18 protein-coding genes and 1 tRNA gene are annotated in these 21,776 nt (G+C 43.4%); 15 read left to right on the plus strand and 4 right to left on the minus strand.

What is annotated here, in order from left to right; all coding sequences use genetic code 11:
- Window positions 1-130: 130 nt before the first annotated feature.
- The 4 genes from rarD (at window position 131) to AK824_RS04285 (ending at window position 3,698) form a co-directional block, all read left to right on the plus strand.
- The gene (gene rarD, locus AK824_RS04270) at window positions 131-1,201 is read left to right on the plus strand and encodes an EamA family transporter RarD (protein ID WP_057759099.1); all 1,071 of its coding nucleotides are present in this window, start codon (window positions 131-133) and stop codon (window positions 1,199-1,201) included.
- 194 nt (window positions 1,202-1,395) lie between these two features.
- On the plus strand, window positions 1,396-2,064 hold the full coding sequence (locus AK824_RS04275; protein WP_057759100.1) for a glutathione S-transferase: 669 nt from the start codon (window positions 1,396-1,398) through the stop codon (window positions 2,062-2,064).
- A 94-nt stretch (window positions 2,065-2,158) separates the two neighbouring features.
- Window positions 2,159-2,470 carry a hypothetical protein gene (locus AK824_RS04280; protein WP_057759103.1) on the plus strand — a complete coding sequence of 104 codons (312 nt, stop codon included), beginning with the start codon at window positions 2,159-2,161 and terminating at the stop codon, window positions 2,468-2,470.
- Between the two features lie 103 nt (window positions 2,471-2,573).
- Complete coding sequence (locus tag AK824_RS04285) at window positions 2,574-3,698, plus strand: ribonuclease Z (protein ID WP_057759105.1); 1,125 nt, start codon at window positions 2,574-2,576, stop codon at window positions 3,696-3,698.
- A gap of 40 nt (window positions 3,699-3,738) precedes the next feature.
- On the opposite strand, the gene AK824_RS04290 is transcribed toward AK824_RS04285, so the two are convergent.
- Window positions 3,739-4,710, minus strand: a complete 972-nt coding sequence (locus tag AK824_RS04290) for an ATP-binding protein (protein ID WP_057759106.1) — start codon at window positions 4,708-4,710, stop codon at window positions 3,739-3,741.
- Between the two features lie 208 nt (window positions 4,711-4,918).
- Between AK824_RS04290 and AK824_RS04295 the strand changes: the two genes are divergently transcribed.
- The 3 genes from AK824_RS04295 (at window position 4,919) to AK824_RS04305 (ending at window position 7,130) form a co-directional block, all read left to right on the plus strand.
- Window positions 4,919-5,935, plus strand: coding sequence for a serine/threonine protein kinase (locus AK824_RS04295; RefSeq protein WP_057759108.1), 1,017 nt, complete (start codon window positions 4,919-4,921; stop codon window positions 5,933-5,935).
- 176 nt (window positions 5,936-6,111) lie between these two features.
- On the plus strand, window positions 6,112-6,672 hold the full coding sequence (locus AK824_RS04300) for a DJ-1/PfpI family protein (RefSeq protein ID WP_277350412.1): 561 nt from the start codon (window positions 6,112-6,114) through the stop codon (window positions 6,670-6,672).
- A 59-nt stretch (window positions 6,673-6,731) separates the two neighbouring features.
- Window positions 6,732-7,130, plus strand: coding sequence for a ribbon-helix-helix domain-containing protein (locus tag AK824_RS04305; RefSeq protein ID WP_057759112.1), 399 nt, complete (start codon window positions 6,732-6,734; stop codon window positions 7,128-7,130).
- 213 nt (window positions 7,131-7,343) lie between these two features.
- Here the strand turns inward: AK824_RS04305 and AK824_RS04310 are convergent.
- The 3 genes from AK824_RS04310 to AK824_RS04320 form a co-directional block, all read right to left on the minus strand.
- A tRNA-Leu gene (locus AK824_RS04310) sits at window positions 7,344-7,428 on the minus strand.
- A 218-nt stretch (window positions 7,429-7,646) separates the two neighbouring features.
- Window positions 7,647-9,428 (minus strand): sigma 54-interacting transcriptional regulator, encoded by a 1,782-nt coding sequence (locus AK824_RS04315; protein ID WP_057759114.1) that lies wholly within the window; start codon window positions 9,426-9,428, stop codon window positions 7,647-7,649.
- A gap of 98 nt (window positions 9,429-9,526) precedes the next feature.
- A complete protein-coding gene (locus AK824_RS04320; RefSeq protein ID WP_057759116.1) occupies window positions 9,527-10,891 on the minus strand; it encodes a two-component system sensor histidine kinase NtrB in 1,365 nt (454 codons plus the stop codon).
- Between the two features lie 135 nt (window positions 10,892-11,026).
- On the opposite strand from AK824_RS04320, the gene rimO reads away from it, so the two are divergent.
- The 8 genes from rimO to bamA all read left to right on the plus strand — a co-directional run bounded on the left by rimO (window position 11,027) and on the right by bamA (window position 21,717).
- Window positions 11,027-12,613 carry a 30S ribosomal protein S12 methylthiotransferase RimO gene (rimO, locus tag AK824_RS04325; RefSeq protein WP_057759118.1) on the plus strand — a complete coding sequence of 529 codons (1,587 nt, stop codon included), beginning with the start codon at window positions 11,027-11,029 and terminating at the stop codon, window positions 12,611-12,613.
- 172 nt (window positions 12,614-12,785) lie between these two features.
- Window positions 12,786-13,511: a UMP kinase gene (pyrH, locus tag AK824_RS04330; protein WP_057759121.1), complete on the plus strand. Its 726-nt coding sequence runs from the start codon at window positions 12,786-12,788 to the stop codon at window positions 13,509-13,511.
- Between the two features lie 112 nt (window positions 13,512-13,623).
- Window positions 13,624-14,178 carry a ribosome recycling factor gene (frr, locus tag AK824_RS04335; protein ID WP_057759123.1) on the plus strand — a complete coding sequence of 185 codons (555 nt, stop codon included), beginning with the start codon at window positions 13,624-13,626 and terminating at the stop codon, window positions 14,176-14,178.
- Between the two features lie 379 nt (window positions 14,179-14,557).
- Complete coding sequence (gene uppS, locus AK824_RS04340) at window positions 14,558-15,316, plus strand: polyprenyl diphosphate synthase (RefSeq protein ID WP_057759124.1); 759 nt, start codon at window positions 14,558-14,560, stop codon at window positions 15,314-15,316.
- A 189-nt stretch (window positions 15,317-15,505) separates the two neighbouring features.
- Window positions 15,506-16,315 (plus strand): phosphatidate cytidylyltransferase, encoded by an 810-nt coding sequence (locus AK824_RS04345; protein ID WP_057759126.1) that lies wholly within the window; start codon window positions 15,506-15,508, stop codon window positions 16,313-16,315.
- A 58-nt stretch (window positions 16,316-16,373) separates the two neighbouring features.
- Entirely contained in the window at window positions 16,374-17,582 is a 1,209-nt protein-coding gene (gene ispC / locus AK824_RS04350; RefSeq protein WP_082624570.1) for a 1-deoxy-D-xylulose-5-phosphate reductoisomerase, read from the plus strand.
- Window positions 17,583-17,678: 96 nt separating this feature from the next.
- The gene (rseP, locus tag AK824_RS04355) at window positions 17,679-19,055 is read left to right on the plus strand and encodes an RIP metalloprotease RseP (RefSeq protein ID WP_057759128.1); all 1,377 of its coding nucleotides are present in this window, start codon (window positions 17,679-17,681) and stop codon (window positions 19,053-19,055) included.
- 262 nt (window positions 19,056-19,317) lie between these two features.
- Window positions 19,318-21,717 carry an outer membrane protein assembly factor BamA gene (bamA, locus tag AK824_RS04360; protein ID WP_057759129.1) on the plus strand — a complete coding sequence of 800 codons (2,400 nt, stop codon included), beginning with the start codon at window positions 19,318-19,320 and terminating at the stop codon, window positions 21,715-21,717.
- Window positions 21,718-21,776: the final 59 nt, after the last annotated feature.

Consider the following 21,776-nt stretch of genomic DNA (forward strand, 5'->3'; position numbering starts at 1 on the left):
GTACATCAAAAGCGTTCAACTTAGATTGCGCGACGACCTTATATGCAAAAGCCTCAGACGTTCTCGTCTGAGGCTTTTGTTTTTTTTAAAAATTGCCATGGATGTGCCCCAATCTTTAAAGGCTGTTGTGATGCTGACTACTAACCAAACCTCGCAGGGTACAATCACTGCTGTCGCTGCAAATTTTTTATACTCATTGCTGTTCTTATTTGGTCTACTGCTGCAACCATTATCAGGTACGCAAGTCGCTTCGTGGCGCGTGCTGACAATGTTTTTTAGTCTAGTACTGCTGGTCAGCGTACTAAAGCAGTGGCAGCACATTTTTGATTATTTAAAAACACTAAAGAACGCAAAAGAGTGGTTTTTATTTATACTACCCACACCGATTTTGGGCGCGCAAATTTGGATATTTATGTGGGCGCCAGTCAACGGCTTGGGACTTGAGGTAACGTTGGGTTACTTCCTATATCCGATGATTATGATCGTTGTCGGCAGGTTCTTTTACAACGAAGACATGAGCTTACTTCAGTGGGCTGCTATCGTATGTGCAGGTCTCGGTATTGCTTACGATATTTTTGAGTATGGCGCTATTTCTTGGGCGACTTTGTTTGTTTGCTTGGGTTATCCTCCTTATTATCTACTGCGTCGTAAGTTGGCCGTGCCGCCTATTACTGGTCTGATTTCAGACCTTGTATTGTTGTTGCCAGTGGTATTGGTCGCACTGTATATGAATGGTGGTTTTGAAGTAGCAATCACCAACCACAAGCTTTGGTATCTATTGCCATTATTAGGGATTATCAGTACCGCTGCGATGTCACTGACGATGGTGGCCAGTCAGAAGCTGCCTGTCTCGCTGTTTGGGACTTTGTGCTACCTTGAGCCAATATTCTTGTTCATATTCTCAATCGCAATTTTAGACCGTAACTTACATGATGGTGGCTCCATGCTGATGTACAGCATGATTTTTATCGCACTGCTGATTATGATTGCTGATAGCGCATTGGGCTATATGGCACGTAAACGTGAAGACCGCTTACATGGCTACAATGAGCCACAAGTAGGCAGTTTTCCACCACGTCGTCGCCTGAAAAATCGCCGTATCAAAGGCGTGCTAATCGCGCATCGATTCCGCCAGATCAAAAAATATCAGCAAAAGATAGATAAAATGACGCGCAAGATTGAAGCATTACATTTAGATTAATGTTGAAAAGTACACCGTCTGAGATAGTATCGATTCGGTAGGCATTGTTTTCCAGTATGTCTGCCAACTCATAGTATTAAACAAGTAGAAATTACGCTATTATCGAGAGCAGTAGGGCCACGATTGAGTGAACGTATGGCGCTATATCTAAGGTATTATGGCTGATTTACTACAATATATAACTAGGACGGTTTATGTTACATCTTCATCATTTAGCAAACTCGCGCTCGTTTCGTATTATCTGGCTGTTGGAAGAGCTCGGCGCCGATTATAAACTGACTTGCTATGAGCGCAACAAGGCATACCGTGCTCCTGATAGCTTAAAGCAAGTGCATCCGATTGGTAATGCACCGATATTAGAAGCGGACGATCGTGTGCTGATTGAGTCAGGGTTTATCATTGAATATTTAATTAAGCACTATGATAAAGAAAAGCAGTTCAAACCTGATGATAATAACGAAGCAGCGTGGGAAGCCTATACGTTTTGGTTACACTTTGCAGAGGCTTCATTGATGCCACTGTTGGTCATGCGCTTGGTATTCACAAAAGTGGTGTCTCAGTCGCCAATGCTAATCAAACCTATCAGCAAAAAAATCCAAGGTCAGATTGAAAAAAACATGATCAGTAGCGGCTTGGAGAAGATGCTAGATATGATGGAGCGTCATCTACATGAAAATCACTGGTTTGCAGGTAGTGAATTTAGCGCCGCTGATATTCAAATGCATCTTGCAGTCTTGGGTGCCAATGCTGGTGCAGGTCTAGATCAGAGTAAATATACCAATCTTTTGAACTGGCTCAAACGCTGCGAAGAACGAGATGCCTTTAAGCGAGCAGAAAAAAAGGGCGGCCGTCTGAATTTTTAGAGGATACTGGTATAATTATATCTCAACGCTTAAGTAGCCATGTAGACCAAAGGCTTTGTTTATGAATAAACAAAGCCTTTTTTAGGATAATGTTATGACAGAACTAAACACTTCGAATAAAGACCATCTGAAACAAGATAGCCTAGATAAAAATGACAACCAGTCAGTAACTCAAACATTACTTAATAAGCAAGATACCAGTATGCAAGAAAATAATAGACAACAGATTAATAGCCAACAAGTCTCTATCAAGTCGTGGTCACAGAAAATTCTAGTGGTCATTCTGTGTGCGGCGAGCTTTTATGGTGGCTGGAAATCTTACGAATCAAATATGGTAAATGAGTGCACCGCCAATGGTGGACAAATGGTTGAAGGTCAAAAGACCATGATATGCCAACTGTCGTAGCTAGAGCATACTCTTCGTTTATCTTATTTCTGTTATCGTTTGAGAATGAAGAGGTACTCTCGTAAGTCTGAGCCAGTACTCCTGATAAATAAAAGGCATCATTATGCTAAAGCTAACCTTTTTGGGTACCTCTGCAGGTGTACCGACCAAACAGCGTAATGTGACTGCACTGGCAATAGAGTGTCTGAATCCACATACCTCTGGCGTACAGCAAGGAAGTCGTCAACAGAATAATCAGAGTAAGAAGTCGCGTCCATGGGTACTAATTGATTGCGGTGAAGGCACGCAGCAGCAGTTGCTACATACCAAACTCTCATTGCATCAACTGGCTGCTATTTGCATCACTCATGTGCATGGCGACCATTGCTATGGTCTACCAGGGCTATTAGCAAGCGCTGCTATGTCAGGACGCCGTGAGCCATTAACTTTGATTGCTCCAAAAGCGATTGTTACTTTGCTTGAAGCTATTACCGCTACTACAGAGCTGTATCTACCTTTCGCTCTCGATTTTATAGCGATTGAAGAGGTGTTAGCTGAGCAGGGTGATACGAACAAAGTTAACATTAGCTTAAGCGACCAACATCAGCTTGAGATTGATATCACGCGGCTATCACATCGAGTCGCTTCTCATGGTTTTGGTATTACTCAGACTATTAGCCTCCTCCTCCTTAATACAGATAAGCTTGTGGCAGATGGTATTCCAGCAAGTGCACTATGGGGCAAGTTACAGCAAGGCGAAGATGTCACGACTGAGGATAATAGGCAATTGCACTCAGTAGACTATGTTGATGAGGAAATACAGCGGACGCGAATAGTGGTGGCAGGAGACAATGATACGCCAAATTTGTTAAGCGAAGCCGTTGTCGATGCGGATTTATTGGTGCATGAAGCCACTTATACGCATGAGGTCATGATGGCTATTCAAGCCAGAAACCCTGACTATGACCTAATGCATAGCAGTGCGCATGTGGTGGGCACATTCGCGCAAAAGATGAACCTGAAAAACATCATTTTGACCCACTTTAGCGCTCGCTATCAGAACTTTGATAATCCAGATAGCGAAACGCCAAATATGGCATATATTCGCTTAGATGCGCAAAGTGTCTATCAAGGCAATCTATGGCTGGCAGAAGATTTTGCTCAATATACAGTTGATGGGGCTACCGATTTAGCAGACGATCGAGTGGACAACCGCGTGCAGTATATAGGCTCTGCACGCAGTGATTAGACATCGTTAAGCTTAGATATGATTTAGTATTAAATACGACCTAGCGCTTACTGTCTTCGATAGCCAATTGTGTTTCACCACTCCAAAAACGGCTGAACTGGTAAGCAACTCGTCCTGAGCGACCGCCACGTTCTGAGGCCCAACGTAGCGCATCCTTTCTAATCTTATCAGGCATAGACTGACTTTCCAAAATGTCCTTAGCATCACTATCCATATCAGCTGAGATTTTTTGCTGCTCTAAATTCAGATAGTGCTGAACGATTTGCAGATAAGTCTGCTGATCCATAGGATGGAAGGTGAGGGACAAACCGAACCGATCTGATAATGACACGGTCTCATCAATAGCCTCATAAGGATTGACTTCATCCGTCTGCCCATTATAAATATCGACATTGTCTTTCATCATCTGCGGTAGCAAGCGACGGCGATTACTGGTGGCGTAGACCAGTAGTTTGTCTTGCTCAGAGTCTAGCGAGCCATCGAGCACGCTCTTTAGCGCACGATAGCTTTCGTCTTGACCATTAAAAGCGAGGTCATCACAGTATACGATATAGCGGCAATGACAATCTGCTGGTAGGGCATTAATAGCAGCACGGATCTTATCCAATACTTGCAGATCATCGCGGGCAACCTCAATAATACGTAAGCCTTCACTATGATGGGCTTGTAGCAAAGCGCGAATCAATGATGACTTACCAGCACCTCGGGTGCCTGACATCAATACATGGTTAGCAGGATAACCTTTAATAAACTGACGGGTGTTTTGTACCAGTTTCGACTTTTGCGTATCGATACCATGCAAGTCATCTAAGCTCAAAAACAGGTTGACCGACAAAGGCTGCAGGTGACCAGTGCGACCACCAACCCAGCGATAAGCAAGCTGGCTCGGGTCGATTTCAATAGTTGGTGTGACTCGCTCTTGTAAGTACTGACTGAGTAAGTCTAACAAAGGTGCGGGTAGGGCATAAGTAGGCTGATCAGATGACGTGGTCGGGATAGTTGGTTGGGACATAGTGGCTCTAGCAATTAAGGTTGTCTTTAATACCATACCCAAAAATACAATTAACGCTGCTGAAATTTCAGTACCTACAATCTTAGTGCCTATTAATCTTAGTACCTATTGATCGTAGTACTTGTAATCATTATTCGCGCTATTATTATCTTTGGAAATGATACGAATGGGAAGGCAATAATCTCACTATATTATGAGAAACAATACCATGGAAAATAGTGCCAGTAATCCATCTATTACGCAAGCTTTGCAAGCGCAGGCGGTGCAGCTATTGTCCACTATTACCCAAGAACTGGACGCACAATATTTTAGGGAGATAGTACATCAACGTATTGCTCAGCAAAGCACAGAACAAACGCAAGATATCAAAACGCAACATATCGACAAGACTTACTTCCAAGGACTAACACGTGCCCAGCATTCGCAATTTGGTAGCGTGATGATTAAATGGCAGTTGAGTGATGGTGCTTATCCTATTGCTGCCGATTTAACTCATGAAGCGGATATTTTAGCTGCTGTAAATGCTTCATCGAAAATCAAAGATAATGCTATCGCACCGCCGCTATTGGCTCATCATTGCGTGGACGTTCAAATACTAGAGTCGTCTCAACAGCTCGTGATAGTAGTTATGCCTTATTACTCTAATGGTAGCTTGGCAGGACAGTTGAGTGATCGAAATCAGCACTCATTGACGATGCAACAAAAGCATCATTTCATCATGAAGTCTGCATACTTGATAGCCAATTTGCATCAGGCTGGCTGGCTACATAATGATATCAAGCCCAGCAATATTTTGATTAAAGGTTCTGACGATGAGTGGTCGGCAGATACTATGAGCAATAGTCTGCCTCCTAGATTATTACTCACTGATTTTGCTTTAGCACAACGTATGACGGTGGCTAATAGCCAACCAAATCCTGCTGGCACACCAGCATATCTCGCACCTGAGCGCTGGCAAGGACAGAAGGCAACTATACAAAGTGATATCTACGCGTTTGGCGTAATGATGGTTGAGATACTAACAGGGAAACGCCCGTTTCAGGTAAATGCCGACAGCCATGATAAATCAAAAGCGTGGGCGATTCAGCATTGCCAACAACCTATTCTAAAGCTGTCATCAGAATATAGTCGTTATCAATGTATGGTCGATAAGGCATTGGCGAAGCGGGTAGAGAGACGGTATCGGAGTATGGATGATGTTTTGATAGATTTAAAGTTATTATAAAATAGCTGAATTTATTATTTTATTTTAAAAAGTGATTGTTTGTAGTATTCACATGTTACCTAGTCGTTGTCTTTTATGTTTGAATGGATATTCAGGCTCATTTTAAGCGAAGTTGCTATAAATTGATTTGGGTTCCCGTATTTCATTACAATGTTTTATTACAATACAGTGAGAATATCATGGCTAAAGTACTTATCATTACCGGTGATTTTGTTGAAGACTATGAAAACATGGTTCCGTTCCAAGCGCTACTAGCGATGGGGCATGAGGTTGATGCGGTCTGCCCAGATAAAGTGGCAGGTGATAGCATTGCTACCTCAATACACGACTTCGAAGGTGATCAAACTTATACCGAAAAACGCGGTCATAATTTTGTCCTTAATGCGTCTTTTGCTGATATCAATGTAGAAGATTACGATGCTTTGTATTTGCCAGGTGGACGTGCACCAGAATACTTGCGCTTGAATGCTAAGGTCATTGCGATGATTCAGCATTTCGCAAATACTGATAAACCGATTGCCTCAGTTTGTCATGGGCCACAAATGCTGACAGCTGCTGGCGTATTGAAGGGTAAAAAAGTATCTGCTTATCCTGCGTGTCAGCCAGAAATAGAAATGGCTGGCGCTGAGTATGTCAAGTTACCTATGGATGGCGCTATTACAGATGGCCAACTGGTAACGGCACCTGCATGGCCTGCCCACCCAGCGATGCTAAAGCAGTTTGTTGCTTTGCTATAAGCATTAATTCGGGTCTGTTGAACGTTCAATAGACCCCAGTATCGAGAGAGGATATATATATGTGCCAACTTTTTATTAGTGCTGACGATAGCTTGTGGAGCTCTAAAACCAAATCGCTTCGCATTCAGGGAGTTGTCACTTCAATTCGTTTAGAGGTGTTTTTTTGGGATATATTAGAAGAGTTGTCATTTCGTGATCAAATGACGGTTAATCAATTGATCACTAAGCTATACCTTGAATCTCTCGATGCTGATCATGATATTGGCAATTTCACCTCTTTTTTAAGAGTGTGTTGTTCTCGTTATTTATCCTTAATAGCCGATGGTGATCTTTCCCGCGAAACAAGATTACCTTTAGAAAAAGTCGATGCCAAAAATATCATTCAACGTGAAACCCTCCGTAAAAATCAACGTAATGCATTATTCAATGATAATGAGGGAAACCTTTCTATTAATTAGTTCTGTCTATGGCGAGTACATGCAAATATTGGTAAAGCGGGTGGAGAGGCACTATCAGAGTATGGAGGAAGTGCTAAAAGATTTAGGAAGGGTGGAAAAGTAGATTAATGCTTTTAACAAGATACTTTATAGTTTTAAAACCAAATTTCAGACACAAAAAAACCTGCTAAAAAGCAGGTTTTGATATTTGGTCTAAGATGTACTATCCGAAAATGGTGGGGCTGGAGAGACTCGAACTCTCACACCTTGCGGCGCCAGAACCTAAATCTGGTGCGTCTACCAATTCCGCCACAGCCCCATTTTCGTTACTCTATCATCAAAAGCGATTAAACTCAAACGCTATCTAGACAGTTAACTGATTCGGTAGTGCGTCTCAGTGGTTGGCTATTATATAGAGTTTTAATTGTTTGGCAACCCCTATTTGCAATTATTTTTAATTATTTATCATTTATTTCCGATATTAATTTTAAGTAATTGATATTAATAATAATTTATTATCGTGTTTTATGCGTTTCTTTATTCTTTAGTTGGTACTCTCGGGGCAGAGATATCCAATTGCTGCAATTTGCGTGTCAGAGTATTGCGTCCCCAACCAAGTAAGCTCGCGGCTTCTATCTTTTTACCGCCACTATGATTGAGTGCTGCAGTTAATAAAACGCGCTCAAACTCAGGGGTTGCTGTTTGCAAAATATCAGTTTCACCCGTGCTTAACGACTGCTCAGCCCAATTAGCCAATGCTTGCTGCCAACTTTGGTTTTTAGGCAACGGGCTACTTCGCTCATTTTGATGACTGTTTAATGAACTGCCATTTAATACATCGCCATTTTGTACCAAATGCTTTTGAGTCTCCTGTTCTGCTGCGCCGTGCTCTTCATAAAGCACCGTATTAGGTGAGATGTTTTCAAGTAGCTCTGGTGGCAAATCTGTCGCCATCACCGTATCACCAGTGGCCATCACCGTGAGCCATAAACAGACGTTTTCTAATTGGCGCACGTTACCACGCCAGTCAAACGTCTGCATAATTTGTAATGCGGCAGGATGTAGATGCTTCGGGGTGGTATTCATTTGCTCTGCGGCAGACTGCATAAAGTAGAGGGCTAATGCAGGAATGTCTTCAGGGCGTGTACGTAGTGGTGGTAGGGGTAGCCTAATAACATTGAGGCGATAAAATAAGTCTTCGCGGAATCGGCTCTGTTTTACCAGCTCTTCTAAGTTTTGATGAGTGGCTGCGATGATACGCACGTCGACCTTGATTGGCTGCTGACCACCAACACGATAAAACTCACCGTTGGCCAGTACGCGTAACAGCCGTGTCTGAGTGCTAAAAGGCATGTCACCGATTTCATCTAAAAATAGAGTACCGCCGTCTGCCTGTTCAAAACGGCCTTGACGCATCGTCATTGCACCAGTGAACGCACCTTTTTCATGACCAAATAGTTCGGACTCGATCAAGTCGTGTGGTATGGCTGCCATATTAAGTGCAATAAACGGTTGCTGTTTACGCGGAGAGTGTTGGTGCAATGCACTGGCCACCAACTCTTTACCTGTTCCAGACTCACCAGTGATTAAGACGGAAATGGGAGATTGTGCCAACCTGCCAATGGCACGAAACACCGTTTGCATGGCTGGAGATTGTCCAATGATGCCGCTAGGGTTACCATTATCTTTGGTTACGGCGGCACCTTTGCTCTTATTGTCTTTGGTTGTCTTACTAGCAGGTGCTACTTTAGGTTTTAGCAAGTTTTCAGTAGACGTGTCAGACGTTATATTGGTATTGGATTCATCTAAAAGGGAAACGGTCGTTGTTTCTAAATTAGGCTGATAATTGATGGCTTTATAAACCGTTGCAACCGCATCATCTAAGTCGAAAGGCTTGGGCAGGTATTCAAAAGCACCAGTCTGATAGCTATTGATAGCAGAGGTTAGGTCTGAGTGTGCAGTCATAATTACGATTGGCATTTTAGGGAAATGCTGATGAACCCAGTCACTAAAAGACAATCCATCCATCATTGGCATACGAATATCGGTCAGTATGACGTCTGGTAATTGCTCGGCTGACTCTTGCTGTTTTAACACATCATTAAGGCGAGTCCATGCTGCTTGTGCTTGAGTAAAACTGATAACGGTCAATCCAGCATCTTCAAACGTGTCGGCCAACACCATACGTAGGGCTGCATCGTCATCGATTAACCACAATGTTGCAGGGTGGTCGCTGGGTGCATTATTCACAGTTACTATTTGTGATTGTGTTGATTGATCATCGCTTTTAGGTTGGAGGTCGTCGCTATATTCAGTCATGTATTGGGCCTAATCAGCAATTATTGATGGTAAGTTAGGGATTGGGAGTTGGCGTTATGAAACTTAGCAGCCTTTAATTCATAAATTCATAATTTGTTTTATGTCTCAGTGATGGGTTGAGTAAATGGTAGGTATAGCGTAAATCGGGTTTGCTTGTCCTCTTGTTCTTTTGTCGAGCTCACTTCAATCATACCATGATGATGACTGATAATATCTTGGACGATGGATAATCCAAGACCTGTACCGGCTGCACGGCTAGTGACCATTGGGAAAAATATTTGACCAATCAAGGCTGGATCAATGCCTGAGCCATTATCAGTAATAGTAATTTGCATCACTTGCTTGTGCTGCTGTCCGACGATTGTATGCTGAAAAGCAACCCGCGTTTGAATATGCAATGTCGGTTGATAGTCAGAATTGCCCTCAGTTTGTATGGCAGATTGTGAGGATTCTTGAGACTCTGAGATTTTATTTTGTTGTAGCGTTTGTTCGAACTCAGTCATCGACTCACAAGCATTGTTAATAAGGTTTAAAAACACTTGAATCAGCTGATCCTTATCTGCACACAACTCTGGCAATGATAAATCATAATCACGCTGTAACACTACCTGTGGATACTGATTGGTCACTAAGGTTAAGACATGCTCTAGAGGCTCATGGATATTAAGCGTTTGCCAGTTTGGCAGTTGATTGGAACCCAGAAGCTGCCCAATAAGATGGGTTAACCGATCAGTCTCTGAAATAATAATGTCCGTATAGTTACGCAGCTTTTGATTCATTTTTTGCAAATCATGCTGCGTGTCAGCGTTGGTAGTTGTCAAAGCATTATCAACACTAGAGGCGCTAGTAGTAGATGCGTCGCTGAATTTAATAAACTGCCGTTGCAACAGCTGGGCTGCCCCGCGAATACCAGCAAGAGGGTTTTTTATTTCGTGCGCTACCGAGCGTAGCATATGACGGGCAACTGTATACTGCTGTTGTTGGCGCTGCTCCTCAGAGATACGACTTTGCCGATCTTTGCCCCACATCTCGATAATAAAATAAGGCTGCTGTTCATAGATGACTGGCGTGACACTATAGTCGACTGACAATGATAAATTACCATTTAGCGGTGTTTTGATAATGTGATCATGGTCGATAAAAGGCTGCTGATAGTTTTGCGCTTGCACAAAGCGCTCGGTCAAAGAGTAAGCTGGCTCGCTCGAAGGCTCATTTTCATTTGTATCATTACTATCATTATCTATAGATACCGTATCTTTAGTCTTTAACTCATCAGGTGCTAGCAGTGTCAAGATGGATTGATTGATTAATCTGCCGCTACTAATGGCAAGTAGCTGCTCGGCTTGAGCATTCAACCGCGTGATTGATAGCTCATCGTTGACCCATAAAATAGCGGTGAATAAATGCTGAGATATAAATGCGAGGTCAGGGGTTGTTTTGGCGGTTATAAAATCAGCGTTCATCAGTAGTGCCCAAAAAAGTCAGATGCTTGAGATAATATTTAACCACAAATCAAGACTATAGAGCGGCAAAACTGGTGATTTTTGCAAAAAAAACGTACAATGCGCTCAGCCAATTTATCTCTAGCAAGGTCAGCCATGTCCAAAACTTCTACCGAGTCAGTGAATACGACAGCAACAGCTCCTCTATCTGCCGTAAAAGACACTGCCACTATCTTCAATCCTGCCGCGCCTACCATAGTTCAAGCGCAGAGTCAGGCAGATGTCAGTCAAACAGATGCTAAACAACCTTACCATCATAAAGCCAACCACAACCAAAACCGTAGTGTAGCCCAAAGCAGCGATGTAACGACTGCCAATGCGACTGCTACGATGCCAGTTAGTGCAGCGCCAAAGATTGGTTTTGTGTCACTAGGTTGTCCAAAAGCATTGGTAGATAGTGAGCGTATTATCACTGAGCTAAGCCGTGATGGCTATCAAGTAGCCAGTGATTATGATGGTGCTGACTTGGTCGTGGTAAACACTTGCGGCTTCATTGAATCAGCAGTACAAGAGTCGCTTGATGCGATCGGCGAGGCCATTAGCAAAAATGGTAAAGTGATTGTTACTGGTTGCTTAGGTAAAGAAGCGGACAAAATCCGTGAGATGCATCCAGCTGTACTAGCAGTGACGGGCGCGCATGCTTATGACGAAGTGATTACGGCAGTGGCGCAGCATGTGCCAAAGCCTAATCGCAGTCAGGACGCCAACTATGATCCAAAAATAGATTTGATTAATGAAGCGGGTATCAAACTGACCCCAAGCCATTATGCTTATCTAAAAATATCAGAAGGCTGTAATCACCGTTGTACGTTCTGCATTATCCCAAGCTTGCGCGGTGATTTGGTATCGCGCCCGATTGATAATGTGATGAACGAAGCACTGGCGCTCAAAAAAGCTGGCGTGAAAGAATTGCTTATTATCTCGCAAGATACCTCGGCATATGGACTTGACCTAAAGTACAAGACCAGCTTTTGGAATGGCATGCCGCTCAAGTCTAAGTTTTATGACTTATGCCAAGCATTGAACGATTTGGGCATTTGGGTTCGCTTGCATTATGTCTATCCGTATCCACATGTAGACAAAGTCGTTGAGTTGATGGGTGAGAAGAAACTACTGCCTTATCTGGACATTCCGTTCCAGCATGCTAGCCATCGCATCCTAAAAGCGATGAAACGTCCTGCGCATAGCGAAAACACCTTGGCCCGTATCAAAGCGTGGCGTGATATCTGTCCTGATATCGTCATTCGTTCGACCTTTGTGGTTGGCTTCCCTGGCGAGACAGAAGAAGATTTTCAGTGCTTGCTTGATTGGCTGGTTGAAGCACGTCTCGATCGCGTGGGCGCATTCACTTATTCAGAAGTAGAAGGCGCAGTGGCCAACGACTTGCCTGACCATGTCCCTGAAGACATCAAGCAGTCTCGTTATGAGCGTTTAATGGCGCTACAGCAAGATATTTCAGCGCAAAAGCTACAGGAAAAAGTCGGCAAAACCTTAACGGTATTAGTCGATGAAATTGATAGCGATGAAAATATTGCTATTTGCCGTAGCTATGCTGATGCACCTGAAATTGATGGTCATGTCTATGTTGATGACATCAACACTCAAGTTAAAGTAGGGCAGTTCTTAACAGTGACTATCGATGATGCTAGCGAATATGATCTGTTCGCCAGTTATCAAGGCTAGATATCCAATAAGATATGCGAGTGAAAATTGCCCAATGGCGGGCAGTTTTTGCTACAATTAGCGCAATTTAGCCTTTTTAATACGCTTAGCTGTAAGTGTGGCGTTGTGGGCAAACTCGATTTGTATTTTACCGATAATTTTCTTTATAATTTCATGATAACAAGGTGACCTCATGTCTGACAAAAACCCGCGTTACGCTCGTATCTTGCTGAAACTCTCCGGTGAAGCCTTAGCTGGTAGTAAAGACATGGGTATCGATACCGAAGTGCTTGATAAAATGAGCTTGTCTATCGCTCACTTGCGTGGACTTGGTGTCCAAGTGGGTATCGTGGTCGGCGGTGGTAATTTATATCGCGGTGCACAGTTACAAAAAGAAGGTCTCGTTGGCCGTGTTACTGGTGATCAGATGGGCATGCTAGCGACCGTTATGAACGGACTGGCAATGCGTGATGCGCTTGAGCGTCGCAACATAAAAACTCGCTTGATGTCTGCATTGCCAATTGGTGAAGTCACTGAAAGCTATAGCAGTCGTAATGCCATTCGTTATCTTAAAAACGGCGAAGTTTGTATCTTTGTTGCCGGAACAGGCAACCCATTCTTTACCACTGACACCGCTGCTTGTTTGCGCGGTATCGAGATCGAAGCTGGTTTAATTTTAAAAGCGACTAAGGTCGATGGCGTTTATGACAAAGACCCAAGTCTGCATGACGATGCAGTCAAATATGATGGTCTGACTTTTGATGAGGTACTAGAGCAAAAGCTAGGCGTCATGGATTTAACGGCTATCGCATTGTGCCGTGAGCATAACGTACCGCTACAAGTGTTTGATATGACTAAGCCTAATGCATTATTGAATGTCATCATGGGTGAAAATGAAGGCACACGAGTTTTTCATTAATTGATGCGATACTGGCAACTAACGTCAGTAAATAGCTAACGATTAGCAATAAATAATTAATATCCCAATAGCAAATAAAAGATTTGTCGGTAACGATAAATAAGGATACACAATGATTAAAGAGATTAAGCAAGACGGCGAAGCACGCATGCAAAAAACGTTGGAAGCGCTTGAAAGCACTTTCAGCAAAGTTCGTACTGGCCGTGCGCATCCAGGTATGTTGTCAGGTGTGATGGTCAGCTACTACGGTTCTGATACACCATTGAACCAAGTGGCAAGCGTGAACGTTGAAGATTCACGTACCTTACTGGTTCAACCGTTTGACCGTACGATGGTGCAAGCAGTAGATAAGGCCATTCGTGAAGCAGATTTGGGTCTAAACCCAATGTCTGCTGATGTGATTCGTGTGCCGATGCCAGCATTGACAGAAGATACTCGTCGCGATATGCAAAAGCTTGCACGTGGTGAAGCTGAGAGCAGCCGCGTTTCTATCCGCAATATTCGCCGTGACATGATGAATGACATCAAAGATTTGGCAAAAGAAAAAGAAATCTCAGAAGATGATGAGCGCCGCGCTAGTGATGATATTCAAAAAATCACTGACAAATATATCGAAACGATCGATGCTCGCTTGAGTAAGAAAGAAAGCGATTTGATGGAAGTTTAATACTGGTATACTTGCCATTTATAGCAAGAATCAGTTCGGAAGATTATCTGTAATTGAGCAGCCAATACTTTATAGCTATTGGCTGTTTATTATTATGTAGACTGATATAGTCAATCCTCTATAAAAGAGTGACAGCGCTAACCTCGCTTGACGTATCACAGTTACATCTGCACTCGGTTGCCTTGTCTCTTTTTTAAACTGAATCAACTATATCAAGCCATATCTAAAGGTGTGATTGCTTGAGCTGTGTCCATCGCATTCTGAGCACTAAAAACTAACGACGCAATTGTGATAAGTTAGTGAATTATATAAATGGCGCTTTTTAATCGCCGTTGCACACGTTATTATTATTTTACCTTAACAATAAGCAAGTTCGCCTATGTCCACTTCAGCCGTTTTGGCGCCCGCTATTCTTCCTCGTCATATCGCCATCATTATGGATGGTAATAATCGCTATGGTAAGGCCAATGATTTGGGCCACGGTCAAGGACATGTGGCTGGCAAAGACGCGCTCGATCCTATCGTTGAGTATTGTGTCAATACAGGCATTGAAGTGTTGACCGTATTTGCGTTTTCGAGCGAAAATTGGCAGAGACCGCCTAGTGAAGTAGCATTGTTGATGCAGCTACTCACATCGACGATTCATGAGCAAATGCCGCGCATGAATGAGTATCGTATTCGCTTGCGTTTCATCGGTGACCGCAGTCAACTCAGTGAGTCATTACAAACGCTAATGGCTGACGCAGAAGAAAAAACGGCGGAGTTTGATGCGATGACGCTGGTGATTGCGATTAGTTACGGTGGGCAGTGGGATATTGCAAATGCAGCACAACAGCTGGCTCAACAAGTGCAAGCTGGCAAGTTAAAAGCCGAAAATGTCAGCGAAGAGTTATTAGGTAACTACGTACAATTAGCCGATACCCCAGCAGTAGATATGCTGGTACGTACGGGCGGCGAGTATCGTATTTCTAATTTCTTATTGTGGCAATCTGCCTATGCTGAGCTGTTCTTCACTCCTACATTATGGCCGAATTTTACAGCAGAAGAGTTGGCTTCGATGATCGCAGAGTTTGCTAAACGTCAACGTCGCTTTGGCAAAACCAGCGAGCAAGTAGTAATAGAGCAGCAAGGTCACTGAGCAGCGAGTTGATAGATAAATTTAGTCGGTTCAGTTCAGTTGGTATTGTATAACTGGTCAATAGTGTTGGTTTATGCAATGATAAACGGCTTGAATGAGTATTGAATGCTATCACTAGGCCATCGTTAGTTAGCTGCTATAATGCATTTTTTGACCATCTGTTCTTCATTATTATAAGGCTCGATAAGTATGTGGCAACGAATTAAGACGGCAATTGTTCTCGTTATTATCGTTGGTATTGCAATGTTTGCGAGCCAAACGCCTATTTTATTTGCACCACTGTTGGCCATTGGGGTCGTTATCGCCGCTCATGAATGGGCCAAATTAATGCCTAAGTGGCGCCAGCCTGTGGTATTCGTTCTATTGATTTTAGCGCTTACTATATTCTCACTGATGTTCAAGGTAACTTGGTTGTTTTGGTGGGTGGCTTCATTAGTAATATGGCTGATGGCGCTGTCTTGGGTTCGAGTTTTCCCAACACAAACAAGATGGTACGGCAACCAATTGGCAATGATGGGCGCGGTTATTTTGACAGCATCTATCACGGCGATGTTCTATCTCTGGCAACTGTCGGCATGGTGGCTGCTGTATGTGTTCTTATTAGTATGGTGTGCAGATAGTGGCGCATATTTCGTTGGACGCAAGCTTGGTCGCCGAAAAATGGCACCTAATGTCTCACCCAATAAGAGCATGGAAGGGTTGGCTGGTGGCCTCGTCACAGGGCTGTTAGTTGTGGTAGCCATTAGCGTCTTTAAATTACAGCTGACCGGTGTACCGTTAATCGCATTTGTAGCGTTATCGGCCATCACTATTCTTGCCTCTGTACTTGGAGACTTGTTTGAGTCGATGCTCAAGCGCCGTGCTGATGTGAAAGATTCAGGCACTATCTTGCCAGGTCACGGTGGTATCCTTGATCGTATTGATTCGCTGCTGTCTGCCACACCAATATTTGCCCTTGGTTTTTGGGCGATACAGCAGCTTGGTTTGATAGTGGTATAAGGTTTATAGTTAACAGACGATATTCTATTTTCATTATTTTTACGTATCATGGGCATTGATGGTTATGACGCAACGCATCGCCGTATTAGGCGCGACAGGCTCGATTGGCGATAGCACCTTAGCAATATTGGCGGCGCAACCGCACACCTACGAAGTCTATGCTTTATCAGGCTATCATCGCTTAGACAAGCTATTTACGCTTTGTCAGCAGTTTTTGCCGAAACGCGTCAGTGTGCCGACGTCAGCCGTGGATGATTTTGCTAACAGACTTAAAGCAGCAGGGATTGATAGTGATGTCGTAGGGGGTGAGGCAGGATTGGTAGATATTGCCACTGACTCACAGACTGATACGGTGGTAGCAGCGATTGTAGGGGCGTCAGGGCTACCATCTACATTAGCAGCAGCACGTGCAGGTAAGCGTATCTTATTGGCCAACAAAGAAGCCTTAGTCATGGCAGGTAGGGTCATGATCGATGCGGTCAAGACGCACAAAGCCACTTTACTGCCGCTCGATTCTGAACACAATGCCATTTTTCAATGCTTGCCACTCGCTATTCAGCAAGACAATACGCAAATCCATCAGCCAAATCATGGTGTCCGCAAATTGTGGTTAACAGCCTCTGGTGGGCCATTTTTGCAGCAGTCGTTTGAGCAAATGCAGCAGGCAAGCGTCGCAGAAGCGGTCAAACACCCGAATTGGTCAATGGGTCAAAAAATATCTGTCGATTCGGCGACGATGATGAACAAGGGGCTTGAGCTGATAGAAGCCTGTCATTTATTTGATTTGCCTGAAGATAAGATAAATGTGGTCATTCATCCACAAAGTATCATTCACTCAATGGTAGAATATAGCGATGGCAGCTTTTTAGCACAGCTGGGCAGTCCAGACATGAAAACGCCCATTGCGCACGCGCTGAGCTATCCTGAACGGATGGATAGTGGCTCACAGCCGTTAGACTTATTTGCACTTAGTGGTTTGGAGTTTATTGAGCCTGATCTACAAAAATTCGCCTGCCTGCGTTTGGCTCGCCAAGCCATGCAAGCTGGAACGCAAGCCACAATTGTGCTTAATGCAGCAAACGAAATTGCAGTAGCGGCGTTCCTCGATGGGAAAATTCGTTTGACTGATATTGCTAATATCAACGAACAAGCCTTAAATGACATACAGCTGCCACCATTGAACGAAACTGCTGACATAGAAGATATATTGGCAATCGATAAGATTGCACGCCACCTGACTGATAAGTTGGTAGCAAAGCTGACATAATCGTAGCAAGCGTCTCTTAGCTGATACATGACATTGATAAACGATATTAGTGAAGATGTTAATAAAAATGCTGAGAGACAATACTGAGAAAAAATCATGACGTTTTTACTAACACTTCTTGCCGCCATATTTGTCTTGGGCCCGCTTATTGCCTTACACGAGTGGGGACATTATATTGTGGCGCGGCTTTGCGGTGTCAAAGTGCTAACGTACTCTATCGGTTTTGGTCCTAAAGTTTTTGGTTGGACCAGCAAAAAGAGCGGTATTGATTATCGTATCTCAGCATTGCCACTCGGCGGTTATGTAAAAATGCTGGATGAGCGTGAAGGTAATGTCGCAAAAGATGAGCAGCACCTTGCGTTTAATCGGCAGCATCCGCTCAAGAAAATTGCTATCGTTGCAGCTGGCCCTATCATGAATTTTGTCATCGCTATCGCGCTATTTTGGGTACTATTTATGACCCCATCTGAGCAGTTGGCGACTAAGATTGGTCAGGTACTACCAGATACGCCTGCTGCAATGGCACAGCTGCCAGTCGGCGATAAGATCGTTGCGATTGATGGACATGATGTGCAGACATGGGAAGGTATTAACTATCGCCTTGCAGGACGTATGGGTGAGACGGATAATGTCAGCATTACCTTGCAGTCAGATGCCCAAACCGATCAGTCGACTAAGACCTATCAAGCACCAGTTACGCAGTTTATGCAAGGCGAGGCTCAAGGCAAAGACGCATTGACCAGCTTTGGTATGTTGCCGTGGCAGCCGCAGATTGCGCCGATTGTAGGTGGTTTGGCTCCCGATGGTGCCGCTAGCCGCCAAGGTCTAAAGGTTGGCGACCGCATTACTGCTATTAATAATGAGTCAATCGAAGATTGGATTACTGCCACGCGTATCATTCGTGATAATCCTGAAACGCTATTGAACTTTACGGTGTTGCGTGATGATAAGTCAGTACAGTTGCAGATTATGCCTCAAGGCAAAAAAGACAACTTGGGTAATGATTACGGACAGATTGGTGCAATGGTGGATCAGACTGAGATTGTTATCCCTGACGATTATAAGACCACCGTGGTCTATGGTCCTAGTGAGTCGTTAGTGAAGTCATTTGAAAAGACTGAGCAGCTCGCAGTAATGACCGTAAGCTCGATGGGAAAAATGCTGTCCGGTATGATTGGTTTAGACAATCTATCAGGGCCAATTACCATTGCCAAAGTCGCCAAGCAAAGCTTTGATATCAGTTGGCAGATGGTATTATCGACAGCGGCGCTTATTAGCTTAAGTCTTGCCGTCTTAAACCTTTTGCCGATTCCAGTATTAGATGGTGGTCATATAGTCTATCATTTTATCGAGCTGATTCGCGGTAAGCCACTGTCTGAAGGTGTGCAAATGGTCGGTCTAAATATCGGTTTACTCTTACTGGCAGGTTTCATGGTGTTAGCAATTGGTAATGACATCAGCCGGCTATTTTGATCGGCTGATGAGCAATATGGCTGATAAAGCACGATATACTAATGGTTTTACGCCTATTATAGGTTGATTATTGTTATGATAGGCATGCTACTCTGTGTCGCAGCCTCTGTACTAATCGTAATTTTTAGTTTATTTTGTGATGCAATTTATATAAAGTGTTCTGAGTTACCCTTGCATGGGTTTATAACCTTGTGCGCACGGGTTAGACAATACGTGCCTTTTAACTTAACTTAAGCAATTTTTTTATTGACGGATAGTGTTTATGCGTACGCCTTTAATTATGAGCGCGGCTGGGTTGCCGTTAGTTGTAGCGATGATGAGTATGCCAGTACAGGCTGCAGAATTTGTAGTAACTGACATCGGTTTTAATGGCTTACAACGCCTAACCCCTGATAGCCTCTATCCGGTCTTACCTGTTACGGTAGGCGATACGGTGAATGATAGTAGCTTAGCTGCCAGTATTAAGGCGCTATATGCAACTGAGAACTTTGCTGATATTCAAAGCCGTGTCGAAGGTGGCAAGCTAAGGTTTGATGTCATTGAGCGTCCAACGATTGCTGAAGTAACCTTTGAAGGTAACAAGCTCATTCCAAAAGAAGGGCTTGAGCAGGGACTGAAGAATGCTGGGCTGTCTGCTGGCGACGTACTTAAACAGTCTACTTTGCAAGGCGTGGCCAATGAGCTACAACAGCAATATATTAGCCAAGGTTACTACAATAGCAATATCGAAGTAGATCAAACAGTCCTTGATGGTAACCGTGTGAAACTTGACGTGCGCTTCGTAGAAGGCAAGCCTGCTAAAGTTGTCGATATCAATATCATTGGTAACAAACACTTTAGTGATGAAGAGATCAAAGACGTTTTCGCGGTAAAAGAATCTTCATGGACGCGTCTACTGTCTAAGTCTGATCGTTACGCTCAAGAAAAACTGGCCGCTAGTCTAGAGAGTTTAAAGGCACTATATCAGAACGATGGTTATGTGCGTTTTTCAGTTGATAATGCCGTATTAAATATCAGTGAAGACAAAAGTAGTGTGTTTATCGAAGTCAGCCTAAGCGAAGGCGAGCAATACCAGTTTGGCGAAGTGAACTTTTTAGGTAAACCTACCTTTGAGAACAGTGAGCTAAAAGAGCTGGTTAGCTTTGCATCTAATGAAAAATACTCGCAAGCAAAACTAGACGAAACCACTGCTTCTCTTAAGAGACGCTATGGCAACGAAGGCTACTACTTAGCCCAAATCAGACCAGTACCACGTATCAATGACGATACTAAAATGGTCGATGTCGATTACTATATCGACCCTGCACGTCCTATTTATGTTCGCCGGATCAACTTTACGGGTAATATCAAAACGCAAGACGAAGTATTACGTCGTGAAATGCGTCAGTTAGAAGGTACGCTGTCTTCTAATGACAAAATTCAGCTGTCACGCACGCGTTTGATGCGTACAGGCTTCTTTAAAAATGTCACTGTCGATGTTAAGCCAGTACCCAACCAGCCAGATCAAGTTGATGTAAACTATATGGTTGAAGAACAGCCTTCTGGTAGTTCAACGGTTGCAGCTGGTTACTCACAGAGTGGCGGTGTGACTTTCCAATTGGATTTGACCCAGAACAACTTTATGGGTACAGGTAACCGTGTCAAGGCTGCACTTTCTCGCTCAGAAACACGTGACTCTTATAGTCTAGGTTATACCGATCCGTACTTTACAGAAAACGGCGTTTCTCAAGGTATCAGCGGTTATTATCGTAAAACCAAATATGATGACGATAATGTTAGTAACTATGTGACCGATTCATATGGTGCGACGTTGAACTATAGTTATCCTATTGATGAAACCAAACGTCTGAGTGCTGGTCTAAATGTAGACAACACAAAGGTTCGTGGTGGTCGTTACCTAGGTATATCTAATGTTCAAGAAATTCTAGACGAGGGCGGTACAAAAACGCCTGAAGTTGATACTGATGGTGTTGCCACCTTCAAGAATGATTATCAGACTTACAATCTATTGTTTGGTTGGGACTACAGCACTTTAGACCGTCCAGTATTCCCTACTAAAGGGATGAGCCATGCGATTGATGCAACCATCGGTCTTGGCGATGCTAACTATCAAAAGCTAACTTATAGCGGCAATATATATTACCCTATTTATAAAGACGTGATCGCGCGTGGTTATACTAAGCTTGGTTATGGTAATGATTTGCCGTTCTATGAAAACTTCTATGCTGGTGGTTATGGCTCAGTACGTGGTTATGAATCATCTACTCTAGGACCTAAATCACAAGTTTATCTTGATGCAGTCAATGATCCAGACAACCAAACCTTTACCGCAGAAGAGGTTGGTGGTAATGCACTAGCAACGTTTGGTGCTGAATTGATTTTGCCAATGCCGTTTAAAGGCGATTGGGCAGATCAGGTACGTCCAGTATTGTTTGCTGAAGGTGGTCAGGTCTTTGATACCTCTGATAAAGAAGATCGCACTTTTAACGATTCAGATGTTCCATTACTGACCCAAGATAATGACTTCCGCTACAGTGCGGGTGCTGGTATCACTTGGTATACGCCAATTGGTCCAATCTCACTGAGCTACGCGGTGCCATTTGGTGACAAAGAAGGCGATGAGACTGAAAAAGTCCAGTTCCAGATTGGTAACACATTCTAAATTAGTGACATTTTTCTCATCTATTTGAGCAGTTTTAAAGATTGTCTCAAATAGACGGA

The sequence above is a fragment of the Psychrobacter sp. P11G3 genome, from assembly GCF_001435845.1.
GTDB lineage: Bacteria > Pseudomonadota > Gammaproteobacteria > Pseudomonadales > Moraxellaceae > Psychrobacter.

Bases quoted from the DNA above. Each gene is read 5' to 3' on its own strand.
- rarD (WP_057759099.1), top strand. From the start codon at position 131: ATGCTGACTACTAACCAAACCTCGCAGGGTACAATCACTGCTGTCGCT.
- AK824_RS04275 (WP_057759100.1), top strand. From the start codon at position 1,396: ATGTTACATCTTCATCATTTAGCAAACTCGCGCTCGTTTCGTATTATC.
- AK824_RS04280 (WP_057759103.1), top strand. From the start codon at position 2,159: ATGACAGAACTAAACACTTCGAATAAAGACCATCTGAAACAAGATAGC.
- AK824_RS04285 (WP_057759105.1), top strand. From the start codon at position 2,574: ATGCTAAAGCTAACCTTTTTGGGTACCTCTGCAGGTGTACCGACCAAA.
- AK824_RS04290 (WP_057759106.1), bottom strand. From the start codon at position 4,710: ATGTCCCAACCAACTATCCCGACCACGTCATCTGATCAGCCTACTTAT.
- AK824_RS04295 (WP_057759108.1), top strand. From the start codon at position 4,919: ATGGAAAATAGTGCCAGTAATCCATCTATTACGCAAGCTTTGCAAGCG.
- AK824_RS04305 (WP_057759112.1), top strand. From the start codon at position 6,732: ATGTGCCAACTTTTTATTAGTGCTGACGATAGCTTGTGGAGCTCTAAA.
- AK824_RS04315 (WP_057759114.1), bottom strand. From the start codon at position 9,428: ATGACTGAATATAGCGACGACCTCCAACCTAAAAGCGATGATCAATCA.
- AK824_RS04320 (WP_057759116.1), bottom strand. From the start codon at position 10,891: ATGAACGCTGATTTTATAACCGCCAAAACAACCCCTGACCTCGCATTT.
- rimO (WP_057759118.1), top strand. From the start codon at position 11,027: ATGTCCAAAACTTCTACCGAGTCAGTGAATACGACAGCAACAGCTCCT.
- pyrH (WP_057759121.1), top strand. From the start codon at position 12,786: ATGTCTGACAAAAACCCGCGTTACGCTCGTATCTTGCTGAAACTCTCC.
- frr (WP_057759123.1), top strand. From the start codon at position 13,624: ATGATTAAAGAGATTAAGCAAGACGGCGAAGCACGCATGCAAAAAACG.
- uppS (WP_057759124.1), top strand. From the start codon at position 14,558: ATGTCCACTTCAGCCGTTTTGGCGCCCGCTATTCTTCCTCGTCATATC.
- AK824_RS04345 (WP_057759126.1), top strand. From the start codon at position 15,506: ATGTGGCAACGAATTAAGACGGCAATTGTTCTCGTTATTATCGTTGGT.
- ispC (WP_082624570.1), top strand. From the start codon at position 16,374: ATGGTTATGACGCAACGCATCGCCGTATTAGGCGCGACAGGCTCGATT.
- rseP (WP_057759128.1), top strand. From the start codon at position 17,679: ATGACGTTTTTACTAACACTTCTTGCCGCCATATTTGTCTTGGGCCCG.
- bamA (WP_057759129.1), top strand. From the start codon at position 19,318: ATGCGTACGCCTTTAATTATGAGCGCGGCTGGGTTGCCGTTAGTTGTA.